Annotated in this window: 15 protein-coding genes and 1 tRNA gene; 9 read left to right on the top strand and 7 right to left on the bottom strand. The window is 35.8% G+C overall.

Annotated features, from left to right (window positions below; translation table 11 throughout):
• Positions 1 to 13: 13 nt before the first annotated feature.
• Together NMU02_RS03760 and nadC are read right to left on the bottom strand one after the other, a co-directional pair.
• On the bottom strand, positions 14 to 262 hold the full coding sequence (locus NMU02_RS03760; protein WP_255025914.1) for a DUF4492 domain-containing protein: 249 nt from the start codon (positions 260 to 262) through the stop codon (positions 14 to 16).
• Positions 263 to 587: 325 nt separating this feature from the next.
• A complete protein-coding gene (gene nadC, locus NMU02_RS03755; protein ID WP_255025913.1) occupies positions 588 to 1,427 on the bottom strand; it encodes a carboxylating nicotinate-nucleotide diphosphorylase in 840 nt (279 codons plus the stop codon).
• Between the two features lie 138 nt (positions 1,428 to 1,565).
• Between nadC and rlmH the strand changes: the two genes are divergently transcribed.
• Together rlmH and NMU02_RS03745 are read left to right on the top strand one after the other, a co-directional pair.
• The gene (gene rlmH, locus NMU02_RS03750; RefSeq protein WP_255025912.1) at positions 1,566 to 2,039 is read left to right on the top strand and encodes a 23S rRNA (pseudouridine(1915)-N(3))-methyltransferase RlmH; all 474 of its coding nucleotides are present in this window, start codon (positions 1,566 to 1,568) and stop codon (positions 2,037 to 2,039) included.
• Positions 2,040 to 2,082: 43 nt separating this feature from the next.
• Positions 2,083 to 2,706, top strand: a complete 624-nt coding sequence (locus tag NMU02_RS03745) for a DUF2490 domain-containing protein (protein ID WP_255025910.1) — start codon at positions 2,083 to 2,085, stop codon at positions 2,704 to 2,706.
• 17 nt (positions 2,707 to 2,723) lie between these two features.
• Here NMU02_RS03745 and hemW read toward each other — a convergent pair whose 3' ends face one another.
• Complete coding sequence (gene hemW, locus NMU02_RS03740; protein ID WP_255025909.1) at positions 2,724 to 3,854, bottom strand: radical SAM family heme chaperone HemW; 1,131 nt, start codon at positions 3,852 to 3,854, stop codon at positions 2,724 to 2,726.
• A gap of 187 nt (positions 3,855 to 4,041) precedes the next feature.
• Here hemW and fusA2 point away from each other — a divergent pair, with 187 nt between their 5' ends.
• The 7 genes from fusA2 (at position 4,042) to NMU02_RS03705 (ending at position 12,986) form a co-directional block, all read left to right on the top strand.
• Positions 4,042 to 6,198, top strand: coding sequence for an elongation factor G2 (gene fusA2, locus NMU02_RS03735; protein WP_255025906.1), 2,157 nt, complete (start codon positions 4,042 to 4,044; stop codon positions 6,196 to 6,198).
• A 267-nt stretch (positions 6,199 to 6,465) separates the two neighbouring features.
• Positions 6,466 to 8,019, top strand: a complete 1,554-nt coding sequence (locus NMU02_RS03730) for a sensor histidine kinase (protein ID WP_255025905.1) — start codon at positions 6,466 to 6,468, stop codon at positions 8,017 to 8,019.
• 2 nt (positions 8,020 to 8,021) lie between these two features.
• Entirely contained in the window at positions 8,022 to 8,732 is a 711-nt protein-coding gene (gene rprY, locus NMU02_RS03725) for a response regulator transcription factor RprY (RefSeq protein ID WP_255025903.1), read from the top strand.
• Between the two features lie 508 nt (positions 8,733 to 9,240).
• Positions 9,241 to 9,969 carry a lysophospholipid acyltransferase family protein gene (locus NMU02_RS03720; RefSeq protein WP_255025902.1) on the top strand — a complete coding sequence of 243 codons (729 nt, stop codon included), beginning with the start codon at positions 9,241 to 9,243 and terminating at the stop codon, positions 9,967 to 9,969.
• 98 nt (positions 9,970 to 10,067) lie between these two features.
• Positions 10,068 to 10,138: transfer RNA gene (locus tag NMU02_RS03715), tRNA-Gln, on the top strand.
• A 455-nt stretch (positions 10,139 to 10,593) separates the two neighbouring features.
• Positions 10,594 to 11,769, top strand: coding sequence for a TlpA family protein disulfide reductase (locus tag NMU02_RS03710; RefSeq protein ID WP_255025900.1), 1,176 nt, complete (start codon positions 10,594 to 10,596; stop codon positions 11,767 to 11,769).
• 119 nt (positions 11,770 to 11,888) lie between these two features.
• A complete protein-coding gene (locus NMU02_RS03705) occupies positions 11,889 to 12,986 on the top strand; it encodes a mechanosensitive ion channel family protein (RefSeq protein WP_255025899.1) in 1,098 nt (365 codons plus the stop codon).
• A gap of 132 nt (positions 12,987 to 13,118) precedes the next feature.
• Here NMU02_RS03705 and NMU02_RS03700 read toward each other — a convergent pair whose 3' ends face one another.
• The 4 genes from NMU02_RS03700 to NMU02_RS03685 form a co-directional block, all read right to left on the bottom strand.
• The gene (locus tag NMU02_RS03700; protein WP_255025898.1) at positions 13,119 to 15,794 is read right to left on the bottom strand and encodes a PAS domain-containing hybrid sensor histidine kinase/response regulator; all 2,676 of its coding nucleotides are present in this window, start codon (positions 15,792 to 15,794) and stop codon (positions 13,119 to 13,121) included.
• A gap of 163 nt (positions 15,795 to 15,957) precedes the next feature.
• Positions 15,958 to 16,791 (bottom strand): helix-turn-helix domain-containing protein, encoded by an 834-nt coding sequence (locus NMU02_RS03695; protein ID WP_255025893.1) that lies wholly within the window; start codon positions 16,789 to 16,791, stop codon positions 15,958 to 15,960.
• Between the two features lie 315 nt (positions 16,792 to 17,106).
• Complete coding sequence (tpx, locus tag NMU02_RS03690) at positions 17,107 to 17,610, bottom strand: thiol peroxidase (protein ID WP_255025892.1); 504 nt, start codon at positions 17,608 to 17,610, stop codon at positions 17,107 to 17,109.
• Between the two features lie 84 nt (positions 17,611 to 17,694).
• Positions 17,695 to 18,885, bottom strand: coding sequence for a TlpA family protein disulfide reductase (locus NMU02_RS03685; protein ID WP_255025891.1), 1,191 nt, complete (start codon positions 18,883 to 18,885; stop codon positions 17,695 to 17,697).
• Between the last annotated feature and the right edge of the window lie 275 nt (positions 18,886 to 19,160).

Here is a 19,160-nt window from a genome sequence, read left to right as displayed (position 1 = left end):
ATATTTTAGTGTGTTATTCATTAGTTGGTAAAACCAAGGGACTTGTCAGTTCAGTTCCGACATGATCGGCTCGTTCGGCATCGCTATCAAACTCGGTTTTCAAAATATTCGGAAAGAAGAACAATTTGAGAATAAAAAACATAACAAACAATTTGATTAATATAATCGCCCACAAAGTACGACCTAAAGTCATATTTCTGAATCCGTCTATATAGAAATAAAAAATCCGTACAAAAACATTATTGCTTGCTCGTTCCGACATATCGCTATTTAATTTTTTTTGTAATGCTATTTTACAAATTTAGCAAAATATTTGAATTATCAATTCTTGTTAGTAACAAACATTTATTTTTTTTTGTTCGCTCAATATCCAAAAACCCATGTTTAAATATAGAAAATCATCTCTTTTAAACCGCTCTTTGTTTTTTCAAACATTAACATATATCAAAACAAATATAAGCATATTTTACAACTAATAACTTAACAAAACAGGACCGAAGACTCTTCATCCCCGATCCTTTCCCTAACTTTCTTAGAATATAATAAATTTATCAGGCGATCTGCCATTTATACGACACTCATTCTTCTTAGCAAGCTTTAAAACTCATATCGAGCCCCTTTACCGAGTGCGTAAGAGCTCCCACCGAAATATAATCGACTCCACATTCTGCATAATTACGTAAAGTCTCGAAAGTTATTCCACCCGAAGATTCGGTTTCATATTTACCCCCAATACGCTCTACCGCCTCACGAGTAAGTTCGGGCGTAAAATTATCGAGCATAATCCGATCTACTCCCCCGACACGCATCACCTCTTCCAACTCATCCATATTGCGTACTTCAATTTCGATCTTCAAATTTTTATTTTTATCTTTCAGATAGGCATGCGCTCTGTTTATCGCATTTTCAATGCCACCCGCAAAATCGACATGATTGTCTTTGAGTAGAATCATATCAAACAATCCTATCCGATGATTCACCCCTCCTCCGATTTTAACAGCCTCTTTTTCGAGCATACGCATTCCCGGAGTCGTTTTACGCGTATCAAGAACCCGAGTGTGCAATCCCTCGAGCTGTTTTACATATTTGCGCGTCATAGAAGCAATACCACTCATACGTTGCATTATATTAAGCATAAGACGCTCGGTTTGCAACAGAGAACGAACACTCCCTTCGACTACAAAAGCAACATCACCCGGCTTTACTTCTGCACCATCTTCTATAAAAACAGTCATTTTCAATGAAGAATCGAAATCTTTGAATACTCGGCGGGCAATATCAACGCCGGCCAATACACCGGCCTCTTTTATAAGCAATTTAGACTTACCTTTTGCCGATTCAGGAATACAACATAACGTAGTATGATCTCCGTCTCCAATATCCTCGGCAAATGCCAGTTTTATCAAATCGTCAATTAACTTATCCATATCTCTCAATTTTGTTTTGTTTTTACTTATTTTCCCTATCTTTGCGAAAGGAGTTTTTGGAATTACCACCGTCTTCCATCACATAAAACCAACAGCACACAAAAGTAATAAAAAAGTGAAATTAACTAATCGGGAAATATGAAAATACTTTTACTGGTCGTCGGAAAAACCACAGAAAATTATTTTGCGCAAGCCATTAATGAATACCATTGTCGGCTTAAACATTACATTTCGTTCGAAATGGAAGTCATACCCGAACTAAAAAATACCAAAAATCTCACATTCGACCAACAAAAAGAAAAAGAAGCCGACCTTATACTAAAATACCTGCAACCGGGAGATTATACCGTTCTCCTCGATGAACGGGGAAAAGATTACACTTCGATGCAATTTGCCGATTACATCGAAAAGAAAATGCATTTTGTACCCAAAAAACTAATTTTTATAGTCGGTGGACCTTACGGTTTTTCGGAAAGCATATATAAGATAGCAAATGAAAAAATATCGCTTTCGAAAATGACATTTTCACATCAAATGATTCGACTAATTTTTATAGAACAGCTTTATCGAGCGATGTCGATATTAAATAACGAACCTTACCACCATGAATAGAAGTCGCTTTTTCATCACATTATTTCTTATTATATCCTATTTTATGCCAAACCCTGTATATGCCGTTTCGAATGATTACGGAGGGATATTCAACCTCTCCGTCAGTAAAAAATTCGGAAAACGGGTAAATTTACAGATTCAGGAAAGTTTGTGGATTAACGAAAATTTTTCGGATTACGAACGCAACATGCCAAGTGCCTGTATTACGGTAAGCCTATGGAAAGAATATCTGAAAGCAAATGCCCGTTATTGTTATCTGAACCAGAAAAATCTAAAAAACGAAATCAAAAACAGACATCGTTATCAGATCGGACTTTTGACCGGATACAAATGGGAACATTTTTCGGCTTCGTTAAATTCCCGCTTCGAATCTACTTATACTCATCATGTAAATATTCCTAACAACCGGTGGAGAAATCTGGTTACCTTTAATTATACAATTTCCCCAAAATGCCGGTGGAAGCCAGTAATCGACATAGAATTTTTTAATTTTTTGAATAACCCCAAAGGAAACGGACTCGAGCGCATTTGGTACGAAGCGGGGGTAGAGTTTTCTATTGATAAAAAAAATGCGGTAGAGTTTAAATTACGTGAAGAACAGATGATAAAATCATCTCCGAAACAGGCAAATATGTTCCTGAATTTCTCATACAAAATAAAGCTTTGACTCTATAAGAATCAGAATTACAACACATATAATAAATCGGACATTATACCATCGGAAACAAAAATACCTTCACGAGAGAGACGAAGTATACGGCCATCGTAATCCAACAAGCCTTCTTCGATATAGCGAGTGGCAGCATTTAAACAATATGTTCGTCTATCTTCACCGAAATTTGATGACACAGCCTCGAGGTCGAGCCCCCATTTTGTGCGCAGAGATGTAATAACCATATCGTTATAACGGGTATCATCATCGATTATCTCCGTATCGTAAACGGTATAGCCTTTTTCTATATTTTCGATATACGACATTAAACCCGAAATATTCCATTTTCGCGAAAATCTGTCATAACTGTGAGCTGAGGGCCCTAATCCGAGATACGGGACATCTTGCCAATACGAAGTATTATGTCGAGAATATCGGTCATTTTTCGCAAAATTAGAAATTTCATAATGATCATAACCGGCACCGGTCAAACGATCGATCAAGGAACCGAACATTTGTAAATAAACCTCTTCATCGCATTCGATAATCTTACCGGTGTCACGTAAACGATATAATGCGGTATCCTCCTCATAAATAAGGCTATATGCCGAAATATGTGCTGGAGAAAGTGATACGGCCATACGGAGATTTTCATTCCATGCCCGAATATCTTGCCCGGGCAACCCGTATATAAGATCAATACTTATATTGTCATATCCAGCCCGGCTACAAAGTTCATACGCACGTAAGGCGCCCGACACATCATGCCTCCGGTTCAAAAAAACAAGATCTTCGTCCCGAAAACTCTGTACTCCCATACTGATACGGTTCACAGGGCTATCTTTTAACGCGGAAATATACTCAGAGGTAAGATCGTCGGGATTAGCTTCGAGAGTTATTTCCAGACAAGAATCAAGTTCGAAATATCCAGACAAAGCCGAAAAGATATCATTCAAACGTTCGACCGGCAATTGAGATGGAGTCCCCCCACCAAAATATATGGTTGAAACAGTCGTATTTCCCAATTCTCCCACCCTCAATTCTATCTCACGACATAATGCACCCGTAAAACGCGATATCAACCCTGTACGCGTATCTGAAAAAAAATCACAATAAATGCATCTTTTTTTGCAGAAAGGAATATGTATGTATAAACCCGACATATGTAACGGCAAATATATTACATCGCCTCCAAAAAACATAATACAAATCGAGATATCTGTTTAATAATACTGTTTTGTAACATATTATATTGATTGCTTTTATCGATTATAATTTTTAATTTGCGGACGCTTCACCTTATTTTGAGACGAGGCAAGACCGATTGTTTCACCTTAAATCATATTTCATATGAAAGTATATCAGTCTCATGAAATCAAAAACATCGCCTTGTTAGGCAGTAAAGGATCAGGCAAGACCACTCTCGCAGAAGCTATGCTCTACGAGTGTGGCGTGATAAAACGTAGAGGAAACATTGATTCCGGAAATACGGTTTCGGACTATTTCCCGGTGGAAAAAGAATATGGATATTCCGTTTTTTCCACCGTTTTTTATGCCGAATTTCTGGGAAAGAAACTCAACGTAATCGACTGTCCGGGCTCAGACGACTTTATCGGGAGCGCCATTACCGCTCTTAATGTAACCGATACGGGAGTCATTGTCATCGATTCTCAATATGGGGTCGAAGTAGGTACACAAAATATCTTTCGGTATACCGAAAACTTGAATAAACCGGTATTGTTCGCCATGAACCAGCTTGACGGAGAAAAAGCCGATTATGACAAAGTAATCGAAGAAATGCGCGAATCATTCGGTAACAAAATCGTAAAAATACAATATCCGATCAGTTGCGGACCGTCTTTCAATGCAATGATAGACGTTCTGAAAATGAAAATGTACAAATGGAAAGATGAAGGTGGAGAACCGGAAATACTGGATATTCCCGACAATGAAAAAGATAAAGCGGCCGAACTGCATCAGCAACTGGTAGAAGCCGCAGCCGAAAACGATGAAACGCTGATGGAAAAATTTTTCGAACAAGGCTCTCTTTCCGAAGATGAAATGCGCGAAGGAATACGCAAAGGACTCATTACACGCAGTATTTTCCCCGTTTTTTGCGTAAGTGCATTAAGAGATATGGGAGTACGTCGAATGATGGAATTTCTTGGAAATGTGGTACCGTTCGTTACCGAAATGCCGAAACCAGCCGATACGGCAGGCAATGAAGTAGCCCCCGATGTAAACGGGCCTACCAGCCTTTACTTCTTTAAGACAACTGTTGAGCCTCATATCGGAGAAGTATCTTATTTTAAAGTCATGTCAGGTAAGATACACGAAGGTGAAGACTTACAAAATATGAACCGTGGCAGCAAAGAACGTATTGCTCAGATGTTCTGTGTATGCGGTCAAATAAGGACAAAAATAGAAGAACTCGTAGCCGGAGATATCGGTGCTACCGTAAAATTAAAAGATGTACGTACCGGAAATACATTAAATGAAAAAGGTTGCGAATATAAATTCGATTTTATAAAATATCCCGATCCTAAATTCCAACGTGCTATAAAACCCGTTAATGAAGCCGATGCTGAAAAGCTGAGTGAAATTCTCACTCGTATGCACGAAGAAGATCCGACATGGGTCATTGAACAATCGAAAGAACTGAAACAAACCATCGTTTCGGGACAAGGGGAATTTCACCTGAGAACTCTTAAATGGCGTATCGAAAATAACGATAAACTCCAAATCGTTTATGAAGAACCCCGCATTCCATACCGTGAAACTATAACCAAAGCTGCTCGGGCAGACTATCGACACAAAAAACAATCGGGAGGTGCAGGCCAGTTCGGAGAAGTGCACCTGATTATCGAACCTTATTACGAAGGAATGCCGGCCCCGGATACTTACCGATTCAACAATCAAGAATATAAAATGAATGTACGCGATACCCAAACCATAGATTTGGAATGGGGCGGAAAACTGATATTCGTAAATTGCATTGTCGGCGGAGCAATCGAAGCCCGTTTTTTACCGGCCATTTTAAAAGGGCTTATGGACCGTATGGAACAAGGCCCGCTTACCGGATCCTATGCCAGAGACGTAAGAGTTTGCGTATACGACGGCAAAATGCATCCAGTAGATTCCAATGAGATCTCTTTCAGGCTTGCCGGTAGAAATGCGTTCAGCGAAGCCTTTAAAAATGCCGGACCTAAAATCCTCGAACCGATCTATGACGTAGAGGTGTGGGTTCCTGCCGATAAGATGGGAGATGTTATGAGCGACCTACAAGGACGACGTGCCATCATAATGGGAATGTCGAGCGAAAAAGGATTTGAAAAAATCATCGCAAAAGTCCCGCTAAAAGAAATGTCATCCTATTCTACCGCACTCAGTTCTATTACAGGAGGCCGCTCATCCTTTACAATGAAATACTCTTCATACGAACTCGTACCGGCCGATGTACAAGAAAAATTATTGAAAGCTTACGAAGCAATACAAACAGCTGAATAAGACTGTTGAAAATAAAAATAATTTATACGTTAAATAAACACAAAAAGTCGCCATAGCTATGGCGACTTTTTGCATATAAACATTTATATGTTAAATTTGCACTGAAATGTTAAAGGCTAAGTTTGAAAAAAAATCTCATATTTAGTTAAACAAATGACTGTTCACGATTGTTTATAATATGAAATTGTTTAAAATTTAGTGTAATTAAATACATGAGATTATAATGAAATAATAAGGCAATACCTTGTTATTCAGAATATAATAAAAATGAAGAAATCGACGATCTGGTTATTGATACTGGTGATGACGCTTACATTCGCGGGGCTGCTTTACTTACAGATCACTTATATGGAAAATATAGTGAAAATGCGAAACGAGCAGTTTTCCGAAGCCGTAAAACGTAGCCTTTATGAAGTTTCTTCAAGTTTACAACAAGACGAAACAAAACGATATCTTGAAGAAGACATTGAAGAAAACCAGAAAAGATTGCTCACATTCGAGCAAGGTCGAAATAATCTGACAGGGCTCTCTTCCACACAACAGCGGTTGTCTCTTCTCTCCCCTGACGGAACCATATCGAACCTGAGTTATAATGAACAAACCAGTACTATAATTAAAGAACCGGTCATTTCAGGCAGAGAAGATCAAGACAATAATCCGTTGACTAAAACCTACCGCGGTATGCAGGAAATTCTGAAAGGGCAATACCTTTATCAGAAAGGGTTATTAGAAAGCGTGATATTGAAAATACTGAATACGGCGAGCAATCATCCGATTATGGAACGTATCGATCCGAAGAAAGTCGAAAACTATTTACGGTCCGAATTTCAAAATAACGGATTGAATATACCTTTTCAGTTCGCAATAACGAGCCGGAGTGGGAAAATCCTTTATAACACGCCTGAATATACACCCGAGGAAGATTCGGAAATATTTTCACAAGTAATTTTTCCCAACGACCCGCTAAATAAGTTGAATTATCTAAAGGTTTATTTTCCTACAAAACAGGATTATATTCTAAGTTCGGTACGATTTATGATCCCATCGTTCGCATTTACGCTGATTTTGCTGATAACATTCTTATTTACAATTATTATCGCTTTCCGTCAAAAACGGCTTACCGAAATGAAGAATGATTTTATCAACAACATGACGCATGAATTCAAAACGCCGATTTCGACGATTTCTCTGGCAGCTCAAATGCTGAAAGACCCGGCTGTTGCTAAAAGCCCTCAAATGTTCCAACATATTTCGGGGGTAATAAACGACGAAACGAAACGACTACGCTTTCAAGTAGAAAAGGTTCTGCAAATGTCGATGTTCGAGCGCCAGAAAACGATGATGAAACTTACTACGGTAGATGCAAACGACCTTGTCACCAGTGTGATGAGTACATTTAAACTTAAAGTGGAGAAATTCGGAGGAACAATCGATGCCGATCTCGACACAAAAGACGCACTCATCATGGTAGATGAAATGCATTTTACGAATGTTATTTTCAATTTGCTGGATAACGCCGTTAAATATGCCCGGGAAGATGTACCGCTCGAGCTTATGATCCGTACACTGGTCGATGGCGACAAAGTAGAAATATCGGTACAGGATAACGGTATTGGGATAAAAAAAGAAGATTTAAAGAAGATATTCGATAAATTTTATCGGGTTTCTACCGGCAATCTTCACAACGTAAAAGGGTTCGGTCTCGGTTTAGCTTATGTATATAAGATCGTAAAAGATCTGAAAGGAAGCATAAGAGCCGAAAGTGAACTCGGTGTAGGAACGAAATTTATAATTACATTACCTCTAATAAAAAACAAATGATTATGGAAGAAAAATTGCGCATACTGCTATGCGAAGATGATGAAAATCTTGGTATGTTACTGAGAGAATATTTACTTGCAAAAGGTTATGCGGCCGACCTTTTCTCTGATGGTGAAAGCGGTTACAAAGCGTTTTTAAAAGGTAAATACGATCTGTGTGTACTCGACGTGATGATGCCTAAGAAAGACGGTTTCACACTGGCTCAGGAAATTCGTACTGTAAACAGTGAGGTGCCCATCATATTCCTTACAGCAAAATCACTGAAAGAGGATATTCTCGAAGGTTTCAAAATCGGAGCCGACGACTATATTACCAAACCATTCAGCATGGAAGAACTCGTATTCAGAATCGAAGCTATCCTGCGTCGGGTAAAAGGTAAAAAAGGGAAAGAAGTTACGACTTATACGATCGGACGTTTTAAATTCGATACACAAAAACAAGTTCTTTCTATCGACGACAAAGTAACCAAACTTACCACAAAAGAATCTGAATTATTGAGCCTGCTTTGCGCTCATGTAAATGAGATTCTGGAACGTAACTTTGCTCTGAAAACGATCTGGATCGACGACAATTACTTCAATGCGAGAAGTATGGACGTTTATATTACCAAACTCCGGAAACACTTGAAAGATGATCCCTCTATCGAAATCATCAACATACACGGTAAAGGTTATAAACTCATTGCACCCGAAATAGAAGTAACCACAAAATAAACGTCCTTCTATATATTTTATAAACCCGGAATACAAAGTGTTCCGGGTTTTTGTTTACGATCAAAACTAACTCCTATGCATAGATATCTCTTTATATATACATATTAATTTTTATCCTTCACACAATAAAGAACCGTATTGAAAAAAGAAATCGCCAGTTTATAGAGTATAAATTTCCTCCGTGATCAATTCTCTATATGAAATAGGCGATGCAACCACCCTACTACAATCTGAGAACAGAAACTAACACCAACTATTATGATTTTTACAATAAACTTACATTCAAAAAGAAATAAAAAGAAAAGTTGAATACCTTATAAAATGTTTGTAAATAATACAATTATTACTTACCAAAGGAAATAATCCGATATTATAAATTGTTATCATATCGGATTCGTAAGATTTTATTATTCATATCCAAACCACTCTTCCTCAGCACCAGGTCTCGAATTTTTTCTTAACTTTGTCGTCACTATCAACCGTATAATCTAAAAAAACGACGCAACTCATGAAAGTGATCTTTTTCTTTTATCAATGGCTTATAGCACTACCTATCTTGTTAGTGCTTACATTATTGACTGCAATTACAACTATAATCGGATCTTTTCTCGGAAGTAACAGATTTTGGGGATATTATCCGGGGAGAATTTGGTCTAAACTATTCTGCATTTTTTCACTAGTTAAAGTAGAAGTTCGCGGTCGGAAAAATATCGATAAAAAAACATCCTATGTTTTCGTAGCCAATCATCAAGGCGCATACGATATTTTTCTGATATACGGTTATTTAGGACATAATTTTAAATGGCTGATGAAAAAGAGTCTGCGAAAAATACCATTCGTGGGAAAAGCCTGTGAAGCAGCCGGGCATATATTTGTAGACCGGTCTGGTCCCAAGAGTATACATGAAACCCTCGTACAAGCTGAAAAAACCTTACAAGACGGGATGTCGGTAGTCGTATTTCCCGAAGGTTCGCGTACAACCGACGGGAAACTTCACCGTTTCAAAAAAGGAGCTTATCAATTGGCAATAGACCTCAATCTACCTGTAGTTCCACTCACCATTGACGGCTCATTTAAAGTTTTACCCCGTAACTCATACTTAATTACCCCGGGAAAAATGATCCTTACTATTCATAAGCCCATTTTTCCTATCGACGGACAAGGACATGATATTCAGGAATTAATGCATAAATCGTACCAAGAGATTGAATCTGTACTGCCTCAAGAAGGAAAATAAACTTGTAAAAAAACCTTAATTGAATAGAAAAAAACAGCGCAAAATTTCATTACGAACAAAAAAAATAGCACCTTTGCATCGCAATCAAAAAAAGTGATTGTCCTGTGGTGTAACGGTAGCACATCGGATTCTGGTTCCGCTTGTGAGGGTTCGAATCCTTCCAGGACAACTAAAAAAAATACCCCCTTAAAACGAATGTTTAAGGGGGTAATTTTTTACATTAAATTCAATATTAAAAAAATAAAATTCTTAATAATCAGAAATCATTTCATTTACAACTTTTCTCAAGATTTATTTTTAAAATATAGAAACTGCATCCCTTTTTAACGAGTTGTAGATTAAAAATAAAACCTATCTAATAAGAGATTGTGTAAAATAAACAGACATTATCATTAAACCACACAACTACATTATACATTTAGATAAACAACATATATATTTGATTTAGTAAGTATAAATTCTTATGTTTGTTGAAATTAATTAATCAAATACCATATAAATGGCTTTAACATATACTTTTTCAATCAATAATCATGTAAAAAAAATAAAGGATATTCAGTAGAAAATAAATCCTTTCATTCTTATAACTTAATCATTTTATCTATTCCCCAAAACATTTACTCTATGAACAACCAGACTATAAATACAATGAATTACAGCGTAAGTCAAAAAGTTAATTTTAAGAAATACGTCCTATCGATATTTTTTTTAACGTCAATAATATTCATCACCAACGGACAGATCTTTAAAAACATAATAATTACCGGAAGCATATCGGGAAATATTCAAACAGGTGAAGCCAGATTATCGGTATTTTCCTGTAATCCGGTTACAATTATAGGAAAATCAAATATTGACAACGGTACTTTCTGTATAAGCTGTAAAATAGAACAAAAAGATGAAATTGTTATTTTAAAGTTATTCGACAATTGCGGGGAAAATATAATAAATATTCCGTTTTTTACAGATACCAATAACTTAAATATAGAAATCTCTCAAAATAATTACCGGGTTACAGGAAGCCGCCTGACAGATTTATATCAGTCTTATATTATAAAAAAGATAGCTCTTTTCGATGAGCGCGAGTCGATATACCAATCGATGGAAAAAGGAAACTTATCTTACAAACAATATAAAAAAGAAAACAGAAAACTAAATAGAAAAAAGCAGAAAAACGAAAGAAAAATAAACGACCTCATTACCCGTACAATTATTAAAAACATAAACAATACATTTGGTCAGACCCTATATAAACATTATGAAGACATATCCTGCCCTTTAAGTTACCAAAAGAAGATCATAAAAGCCATTCCCGACTCCTTAAGAAATGACAGTATCATCCACAAAAGACTGGAACAAATCAGAGCTTATGTACACACTCAACCAGGAGAAAAATATACCGATGTTCAAGGAATAACTCCGAAAGGGGAAAAAATGAAATTATCTGAATATGTGGGTAAAAAGAATTATGTTCTTCTTAATTTTTGGTCGAGCTGGTCTGTTCCCTGCTATAGAGATATAGCGGAATTGGTAAAACTATATAAAAAACTCTACAATGATCTCGAAATTATAGGAATTTCACTCGACCAAGATAAAAATTCTTGGGAAAAAGGAATTACACGTTTAAATATGAGTTGGCCACAAATGTCTGACCTTCAAGGATGGGATGGGAATATAGCCCGACAATACGGACTTATTGATATTCCACAAATGATTTTAATCGATAAAAAAGGGAAAATTATCAGCAGATTCAGCCATGAAGAAAAATTATCAGAAAAACTTACTACCCTCATAAAATAAAATAGACATATTAACCCATACAAAGAAAAATAATATCTCATATTCTTTTCTAATGTTAATCGCTAAACAAAACCCGTATTTCAGGTTTTATAATAGAAAAAATAAAAAATACCGGAAATATGTTAGAAAAGGAGATACTGGGGAATTCCTTAGCAACCTGGGGAATTTCATTTCTTTTTATTTTAGGAGCAATTGTCATTGTAAAATTACTGACATTATTCAGTAAGAAAGTTATTACACCATTTATCAGCCGTACTTCAAATCATTTGGACGATATCGTTTTTTATTCTATCGTGCCACCTATCAAATTCGCGATCTTGTTATTAGGTATCTGGATTGCTATTCATAAACTGGTTTATCCCGACAATTTTGTAAAAATCGTCGATAATTCTTATCGAATATTGATCGTACTGAATATTACCTGGTTTTTCGCCCGATTATTCGGGGGATTATTACAAGAATATTGGGGACGCAGATCTGACGGAAATACCAACAAAATGATGCCAGTCGTCAAAAGAACGATTCTGGTAATCGTCTGGATCATCGGTATTGTAATGGCTCTCAGTAATGTGGGTGTAAATATCAGTGCATTATTAGGCACGCTGGGTATCGGCGGTATTGCATTTGCTTTAGCTGCACAGGATACGGTTAAAAATATTTTTGGAGCTTTTACCATCTTTACCGACAAACCTTTCAGCATAGGAGATACGATTCGGGTAGACAATCTCGAAGGAACCGTTGTCGATGTAGGCGTCCGTAGCACAAAAATATTAGGTTACGACAGGCGCATCACGACTTTACCGAATTATAAAATTACCGATGCTTCTATCATCAACATTTCTTCCGAGCCCATGCGTAGGATAACTGTAAAACTCGGATTGACATATGATACACCTCCCGAGAAAATGAAAAAGGCTTTAAATATTTTAAAGGCTCTACCTCAAAAAGTGGATAATGTATCGACCAATCCCTCGGATATCACGCCTAATTTTACCGATTATACCGACTCGGCCTTAGTCATCACTTATTATTATTATATCATAAAGGGAGGCGATATATTAAAAGTGTCCTCGGATATGAATATGGCCATTCTTGAATCTTTTAACGATGCAGGACTTAATTTCGCATTCCCCACACAAACTATTTACTTAAATAAAGGAGATTCGGAAAAAAATGCTAAAGATACATCTGATACTCCGCAACCGATTACAAAATAAAATATCATTTTTCAGAATATCTTTTGAATAAAATAAAAAGTGCACTCCATTAGTTTTGATAAGACTTTTGGAGGCACTTTACAGACACCTATCATAAAAAATCTTTAGAAAAGATTTACAGTGGATTTTTTTTCAAGAAAATAATTCAAGTAATTGTTCCTTTTTCACCGGCTTAGTCAGAAATGCATTACAACCAGCTTCCATTGCATCTACTCTATCCGATTCGAATGCATTCGCCGTAAGTGCTACGATAGGAATACGGGGATTAAACTCTCGTATTTTACGAGTAGCCTCCAACCCTCCCATGATAGGCATTTTCAAATCCATTATTACAAGATCGAATTTTTCATCAAGAACTTTCCGAATAGCCTCTATACCATTTACGACATGGGTGAGATCGTAATCTTTTAAAATACGTTTTACCAATAAATAATTACTTTCATTATCTTCGGCAACTAAAATTTTTAGATTTTTCGGAGCAGTATCGGTAAAGAAGGAATCTTTTCTCAGATTCTTCGTTTCACTATTTTCAATATTATTCGTAAATTTTACTTCGCAAGGTAACCATGCCCAGAAAGTAGACCCGACACCAAAAGTTGAAGTAAAGCCGACTTTTCCTCCGGCTGCCTCAACAATTGCTTTTGTTATAGCTAATCCGAGACCGGTTCCCTGTGCGAAATCATTGAGTTTTTGAAATCTCCCGAATACTCTTTCCTGCAATTCATCCGGAATACCAGTTCCCGAATCTTCAACAAAAATCCGAATACCGTTATCCTCTTCCCAATACCCTAATTTTATATAACCAGAATGTGTACATTTCACCGCATTGATAAGATAATTCATCCAAACTTGCTTAAGCCGGCTTCTGTCAAGAAATACCCAACAATCGGAGTAATTATCATTCACTTCTACTCTTACATTAGGATTTGTAATTTTCGGCAATATCATTGTATATAATTCATTACATACTTTCGACAAATCGAATCTTTCCCTTTTTCTTTCAAGTATTCCCGATTCTATTTTCGAAAGATCGAGAATATCATTTATCAAACGTAATAAGAGCTCATTATTCGACTCAATAATACTCATATATTCATCCTTTTCGGCCTGATTGTCACAATTAACCATTAATTCTGAAAAACCGACAATAGCATTTAACGGCGTACGTATCTCATGACTCATATTCGCAAGGAATGCCGATTTAAGCCGATCTGAAAGTTCTGCCTTTTCTTTAAGATCTTTCAACTCCTGAGCCATTTTTTCCCATTTTGTATTATTAAATGCTATGCCTGTATATCGAATTATTTGGCCTTTTTTATTCCTTTCAACCGGAATTCCCGTAATGATAAGCGTTTGCCAATCTTGGTTCCACTTAGTCCTCGAACGGTATTGAAAACTAAAATCCTTAATCTTTCCTTGAGTCATGCACTCTATATTATCCCGTACAGCATCAGTATCATCTGGATGAGCCGCATTCAGATAGTCTTCCGGCAATATCGGTTTATCTGGATGAAAATCGTTTACCGGATCGTTAAAAGCTCGGAATTGGACACTTTCTACATCAAAATCCCAATAAGACATCCCGACTGTTTTAAACGTAAGTTCCATTTTATAATTCCGTTCCCTTAGCTCTTCATTTAAATTGTGTAACTTCGAAATATTTTGTCTAAAACCCGTAAACCGTATTACCTCACCCTCATCATTATATTCGAACGGAACACCTATGATATTACAATACTGCCATGAATGATCGTATTTTGTTTGAATACGACAAGAAAAATCGACTTTAAGGTCTTTACCAGAAAGCATAGATTGGATACCATCGAACGCAAAAGACCGATCTTCGGAATGAATAACGGCCAAATATTCCTCTATAGTTAATAATTTATCGAAAGCGTAATCATTTACCGGGTCATTGTAAGATTCGAATTTTTGAGTACGAACATCGAAATCCCAATGAACAATATTACTCACTTTCATGGCAAGTGCACGTTTATTGATCAGATCTTTCGTATTTTTTGCCATTTGTATCTTCTCGGTAACATCGAGTTGAGTGCCTACAATCAGTAACTTTCCCCTATGTTCGTCAGACAAGCGCATCCGACTTTCATAATAGCGGTATTGCATTTCTTGTTCGTTAAATACCCGCACTGTAATACACCCCTGTTCTATTTCTTTATTAATCAATCGCGTAAAAATTTCAGACAAGGATACACGATCCTGAGGATGCAGCATTTTCTGCAGTTCCTCCATTGTCATATATTCTTTAACAATAGCTTCTCCGTGTAAAGAACCAAATTCCTTTTTATAAACATCATATACCCAAGAGGACATATTCGCGGCTTCCATAGCCATTTCCAAATTTCTTTTACTTTCTTCGGTCCTATATTCAGCTTCTTTTGTATTGGTAACATCATTTGTAAGCAACATATATCCTACAATTATGTCCTTTTTGTTTTTTATAGAAACTACTTTAACTTCATAAATCATCGAATTTTGATTATGAGTCGCAAAATATTCCTTATTAACCCGGTCAAAATCATATTCAAACTCTAAAACGATATCTTCACCCGATTTTATTTTTTTTTCCAGTTCCTCATCCATATATGGGCTATCGAATAAATTTATTTTATCTATTACCATATTTATGTCATCGACTCCATACATATTTTTTGCCTGATTGTTTATCTTGCGTAGCACCCCATTCGCATCATAAATTTCCATTCCTATCGGTAAATGAAAATACACTCTTTCCGCAAAAAAAATTTGTTCTTCGATCAAATCAGACATTTCTTTTTCAAAACTCATTTTATAATTTACTATTGAATATGATTAATAATATTTCATATATAAACTTTATATTTATAAAGCATAATGACAATTTATCGTTTAAAGTATTTATTGCATCTCTAACAAATAATATTTAAACATTATTTATAGTGATCTCATAATTGTTTGTAAAATAGTTACTTTAAATGATGACATGTATCTTCTTTCGGTATTCAGAAGGAGACATTCCCGTATAACGTCGAAAAAAACGGCTTAATGATGATTGATTGGAAAAACCGGATTGTTTTAATATGTCTTTTATTGCCAGATTTGTGTTCCTCAGCATTTTTTTAATTTCTACAATCACATAATCCGTTATCATTTCGTGTGCCGACTGTCCATAAACTTCTTGAACGACTTTTGTCAGGTATAAAGGAGATATGCATAATTTATCGGCATAAAAGGCAATGCTTCTATGCTGCATGTGATATTCGAAAACATACATTGCAAACGAAAATGCCAATTTTTCTTTATTAGAATTAATTAAAGAATTATTATCAATCGCTTCTTTCTTGAAATATATATAGAAATCCCAATAATATATTCTCAATAGATGCAATATCGTTTCTCGTCGAAAATCGGGATCATCATTGATACTGCGAAAACCGAGAACTTTGCAAAAACCGAGGTACCTTTCAGCATCTTTCACATCTAAATGGAAAAGAAAATTTTTACGCATACAAAAAAAGAAATGAGGTGTAATTTTCCCTATTCCACTCATGACATCGAAAAACATATTTTTATCGACTTTAAAAAAAGTCATCGAAAAGTCTTCACTTTTGCTATGAATGGAAACCATTTGTAATGGTAAGATGTTTATCAGATCATTGACATTTATCTGACGCCGTACAGAAAAGACCTCTAACACCGCTGTTCCTCCTGTACAAATTCCACTAAATCCTTCTTCCAGATACATTTGATATTCCTTTGCCGGAATACAAGAAACATCTGTATATATTAGAAAATTTTCATTCATCTAACTATCCATGCTCTAAAAATAATGATTTTAAATATACGACATAAACAATTATTGATCAGTTTTATTATAGAAAATGAACGCATTTAGCATGTTTTAGTATCCATTTTCTGATTTACAGGGGGAAAATAATGATTTGACTATCCTATTTATAAATCATTAATTCACGGAATAGGATAAAATGCTTTATAGGAATTACGATAATATGCACCTATATATAAAAAGATTATATAAAAACAGGGAATAAAAAAAGTTGCATAATCATCCTGATATAGGATAATTATACAACTTTTATCAACCAAAACTTAGAATTCCTTATTTTTTCAACACATCGATTACAGCCTGGTAATTAGGCTCTTGAGTAATCTCTGGTACTAACTCTTCGTATATGATATTAAAGTCTTCATCGATAACAACCACAGCTCTCGCAAGAAGTCCAGCTAAAGGGCCATCGATCATTTCAACGCCATACTGCTGTACAAAATTCGTAGCTCTGAATGCCGATGCCGGTATTACATTTTCGATACCTTCTGTCGTACAAAAGCGACTTTGAGCAAAAGGAAGATCTTTAGATACAGCAATAACGACCGTATTATCGAACTGGGTAGCAAGTTGATTAAACTTGCGTACCGAAGTCGCACATACCGTAGTATCGAGACTGGGAAAAATATTCAACACGATTCGTTTTCCTTTCAGATCACAACAACTCAAATCACTCAAATCGGATTTAACCAATGTAAAACACGGGGCTTTACTACCTACTTTCGGTAAATTACCATTGGTACTTACCGGGGAACCTTTAAATTTTATTTGCGCCATCTTATTTTACTTTTAAATACAAACAAAGATACATTTATTTTTAGATAAATATTAAAGTAAAAACAGGTTTATGAATTAAAAAGTTCAGATATTCAAGGCTTTTCTTATTTTAAATGCCCATTCGGGATCATACCCTGTACTCACCTCTTTCACAATACCCTGTTCGTCGGTAACGATAAGCACCGGATAACCTGTTATACCCAACTTACCTGCAATTGCATTTCCATTGCTCAAAACCATTCCGGAAAAATTTCTTTCGATCAACCATTGTTTCAATATATCCGATGCAGGTTCTTTCATAATCACCACATACTGGCAAGAACCGCCCTGATCTAACACATCGATAGAGTGTAGAGCTTCTGTACAAAAACTACCTTGTGTATCGAGAAATAATAAAACAGTCTTTATACCCTTTATATCTTCGGATGAAAGCCTGCCTTCACGCCTTAAATACGGAAGTGAAAACGAAGGCAACTCACGCCCCTTCAGACTATGTACTTTAAAATTACTTTCACGATATAAAGTCATCGCCTGATTTTTATCCCGCAAAAGCCGATCTTCGGTAAAATAATCGGGTGGAAACCGATAGCCGGCTTCCGATTCTTTATAATAAGTCGTTATGGTTTGAGATCCTAAATGTCCCGGATTATTTTCTATCTCTTTATATACAGGTAATCCCGTTTTTTTATCAAAAGCATAAAGGGCCGACCTCAATAATTCTCCTTTCCCCCATTCCTCGACAGTGAGTGCATTTGAACGAATACCTTCTACCAAAGTATCAGGATATTCTATAATAGTTACCTCCGGATTATCTTTTAATTTCTTCAATTGTGTAAGTATTTCAAAAGGAAGTTCTCCCGGAAAAATTCCCGATTGGTGTACTCCGGGAATTTCATAATTGCCCGAATAGCGTATTTGAAAAGGAGAAACATTCTCCACAGCGTGATATTCACGCAAACGACCATTAGAGAAATTATAATAATTGCCATAAAAATAAGCCAAAAAATTACCAGATACCGAAGGATGTGTATCCGATTCTATTTCGATATAATATTTATAAGAAGATAAAGAATCGTCAGGTACGACCATTCCAGCCAATAATAAATCATAATGCACATCTTCATCTGTCATTGGCAATGTCACTTCGAAAGATGCATTTCCTTTATATGACTTTAACTGTTCTAATTGTGAAATAATCCGATCGGTAAGTTCACCAGCCGATAAATTAACAGGAACGATGAACAAAAATGCCCATAAATACCATTTACTACTCATTGTCTCATATTTTTACTTAATATTTATATAACAAAAAATTCCTTTTAAAGTTTAACAGTAGAATGTATTTATTAAGTTTGTTGTTTTATTCAGGAATTTATAATTGAAAATGAAGATATTACCTACTAATAATTTTTTAAAGATTTCTACATTCATTTCTATTATTATACTTATTCTATAGATCACTCTTTTAATAATGACCGGAAAGTATAATTACCTATGGGCAGAGGATTTCATCTTCGGTCTTACAACCCACATAGCATAAAAAAACAGCC

It is taken from the genome of Coprobacter tertius (assembly GCF_024330105.1).
Lineage (GTDB): Bacteria > Bacteroidota > Bacteroidia > Bacteroidales > Coprobacteraceae > Coprobacter > Coprobacter tertius.
This window is presented reverse-complemented; position numbering and strand designations above follow the sequence as displayed.

Bases quoted from the DNA above. Each gene is read 5' to 3' on its own strand.
- NMU02_RS03760 (WP_255025914.1), bottom strand. From the start codon at position 262: ATGTCGGAACGAGCAAGCAATAATGTTTTTGTACGGATTTTTTATTTC.
- nadC (WP_255025913.1), bottom strand. From the start codon at position 1,427: ATGGATAAGTTAATTGACGATTTGATAAAACTGGCATTTGCCGAGGAT.
- rlmH (WP_255025912.1), top strand. From the start codon at position 1,566: ATGAAAATACTTTTACTGGTCGTCGGAAAAACCACAGAAAATTATTTT.
- NMU02_RS03745 (WP_255025910.1), top strand. From the start codon at position 2,083: ATGCCAAACCCTGTATATGCCGTTTCGAATGATTACGGAGGGATATTC.
- hemW (WP_255025909.1), bottom strand. From the start codon at position 3,854: ATGTCGGGTTTATACATACATATTCCTTTCTGCAAAAAAAGATGCATT.
- fusA2 (WP_255025906.1), top strand. From the start codon at position 4,042: ATGAAAGTATATCAGTCTCATGAAATCAAAAACATCGCCTTGTTAGGC.
- NMU02_RS03730 (WP_255025905.1), top strand. From the start codon at position 6,466: ATGAAGAAATCGACGATCTGGTTATTGATACTGGTGATGACGCTTACA.
- rprY (WP_255025903.1), top strand. From the start codon at position 8,022: ATGGAAGAAAAATTGCGCATACTGCTATGCGAAGATGATGAAAATCTT.
- NMU02_RS03720 (WP_255025902.1), top strand. From the start codon at position 9,241: ATGAAAGTGATCTTTTTCTTTTATCAATGGCTTATAGCACTACCTATC.
- NMU02_RS03710 (WP_255025900.1), top strand. From the start codon at position 10,594: ATGAACAACCAGACTATAAATACAATGAATTACAGCGTAAGTCAAAAA.
- NMU02_RS03705 (WP_255025899.1), top strand. From the start codon at position 11,889: ATGTTAGAAAAGGAGATACTGGGGAATTCCTTAGCAACCTGGGGAATT.
- NMU02_RS03700 (WP_255025898.1), bottom strand. From the start codon at position 15,794: ATGAGTTTTGAAAAAGAAATGTCTGATTTGATCGAAGAACAAATTTTT.
- NMU02_RS03695 (WP_255025893.1), bottom strand. From the start codon at position 16,791: ATGAATGAAAATTTTCTAATATATACAGATGTTTCTTGTATTCCGGCA.
- tpx (WP_255025892.1), bottom strand. From the start codon at position 17,610: ATGGCGCAAATAAAATTTAAAGGTTCCCCGGTAAGTACCAATGGTAAT.
- NMU02_RS03685 (WP_255025891.1), bottom strand. From the start codon at position 18,885: ATGAGTAGTAAATGGTATTTATGGGCATTTTTGTTCATCGTTCCTGTT.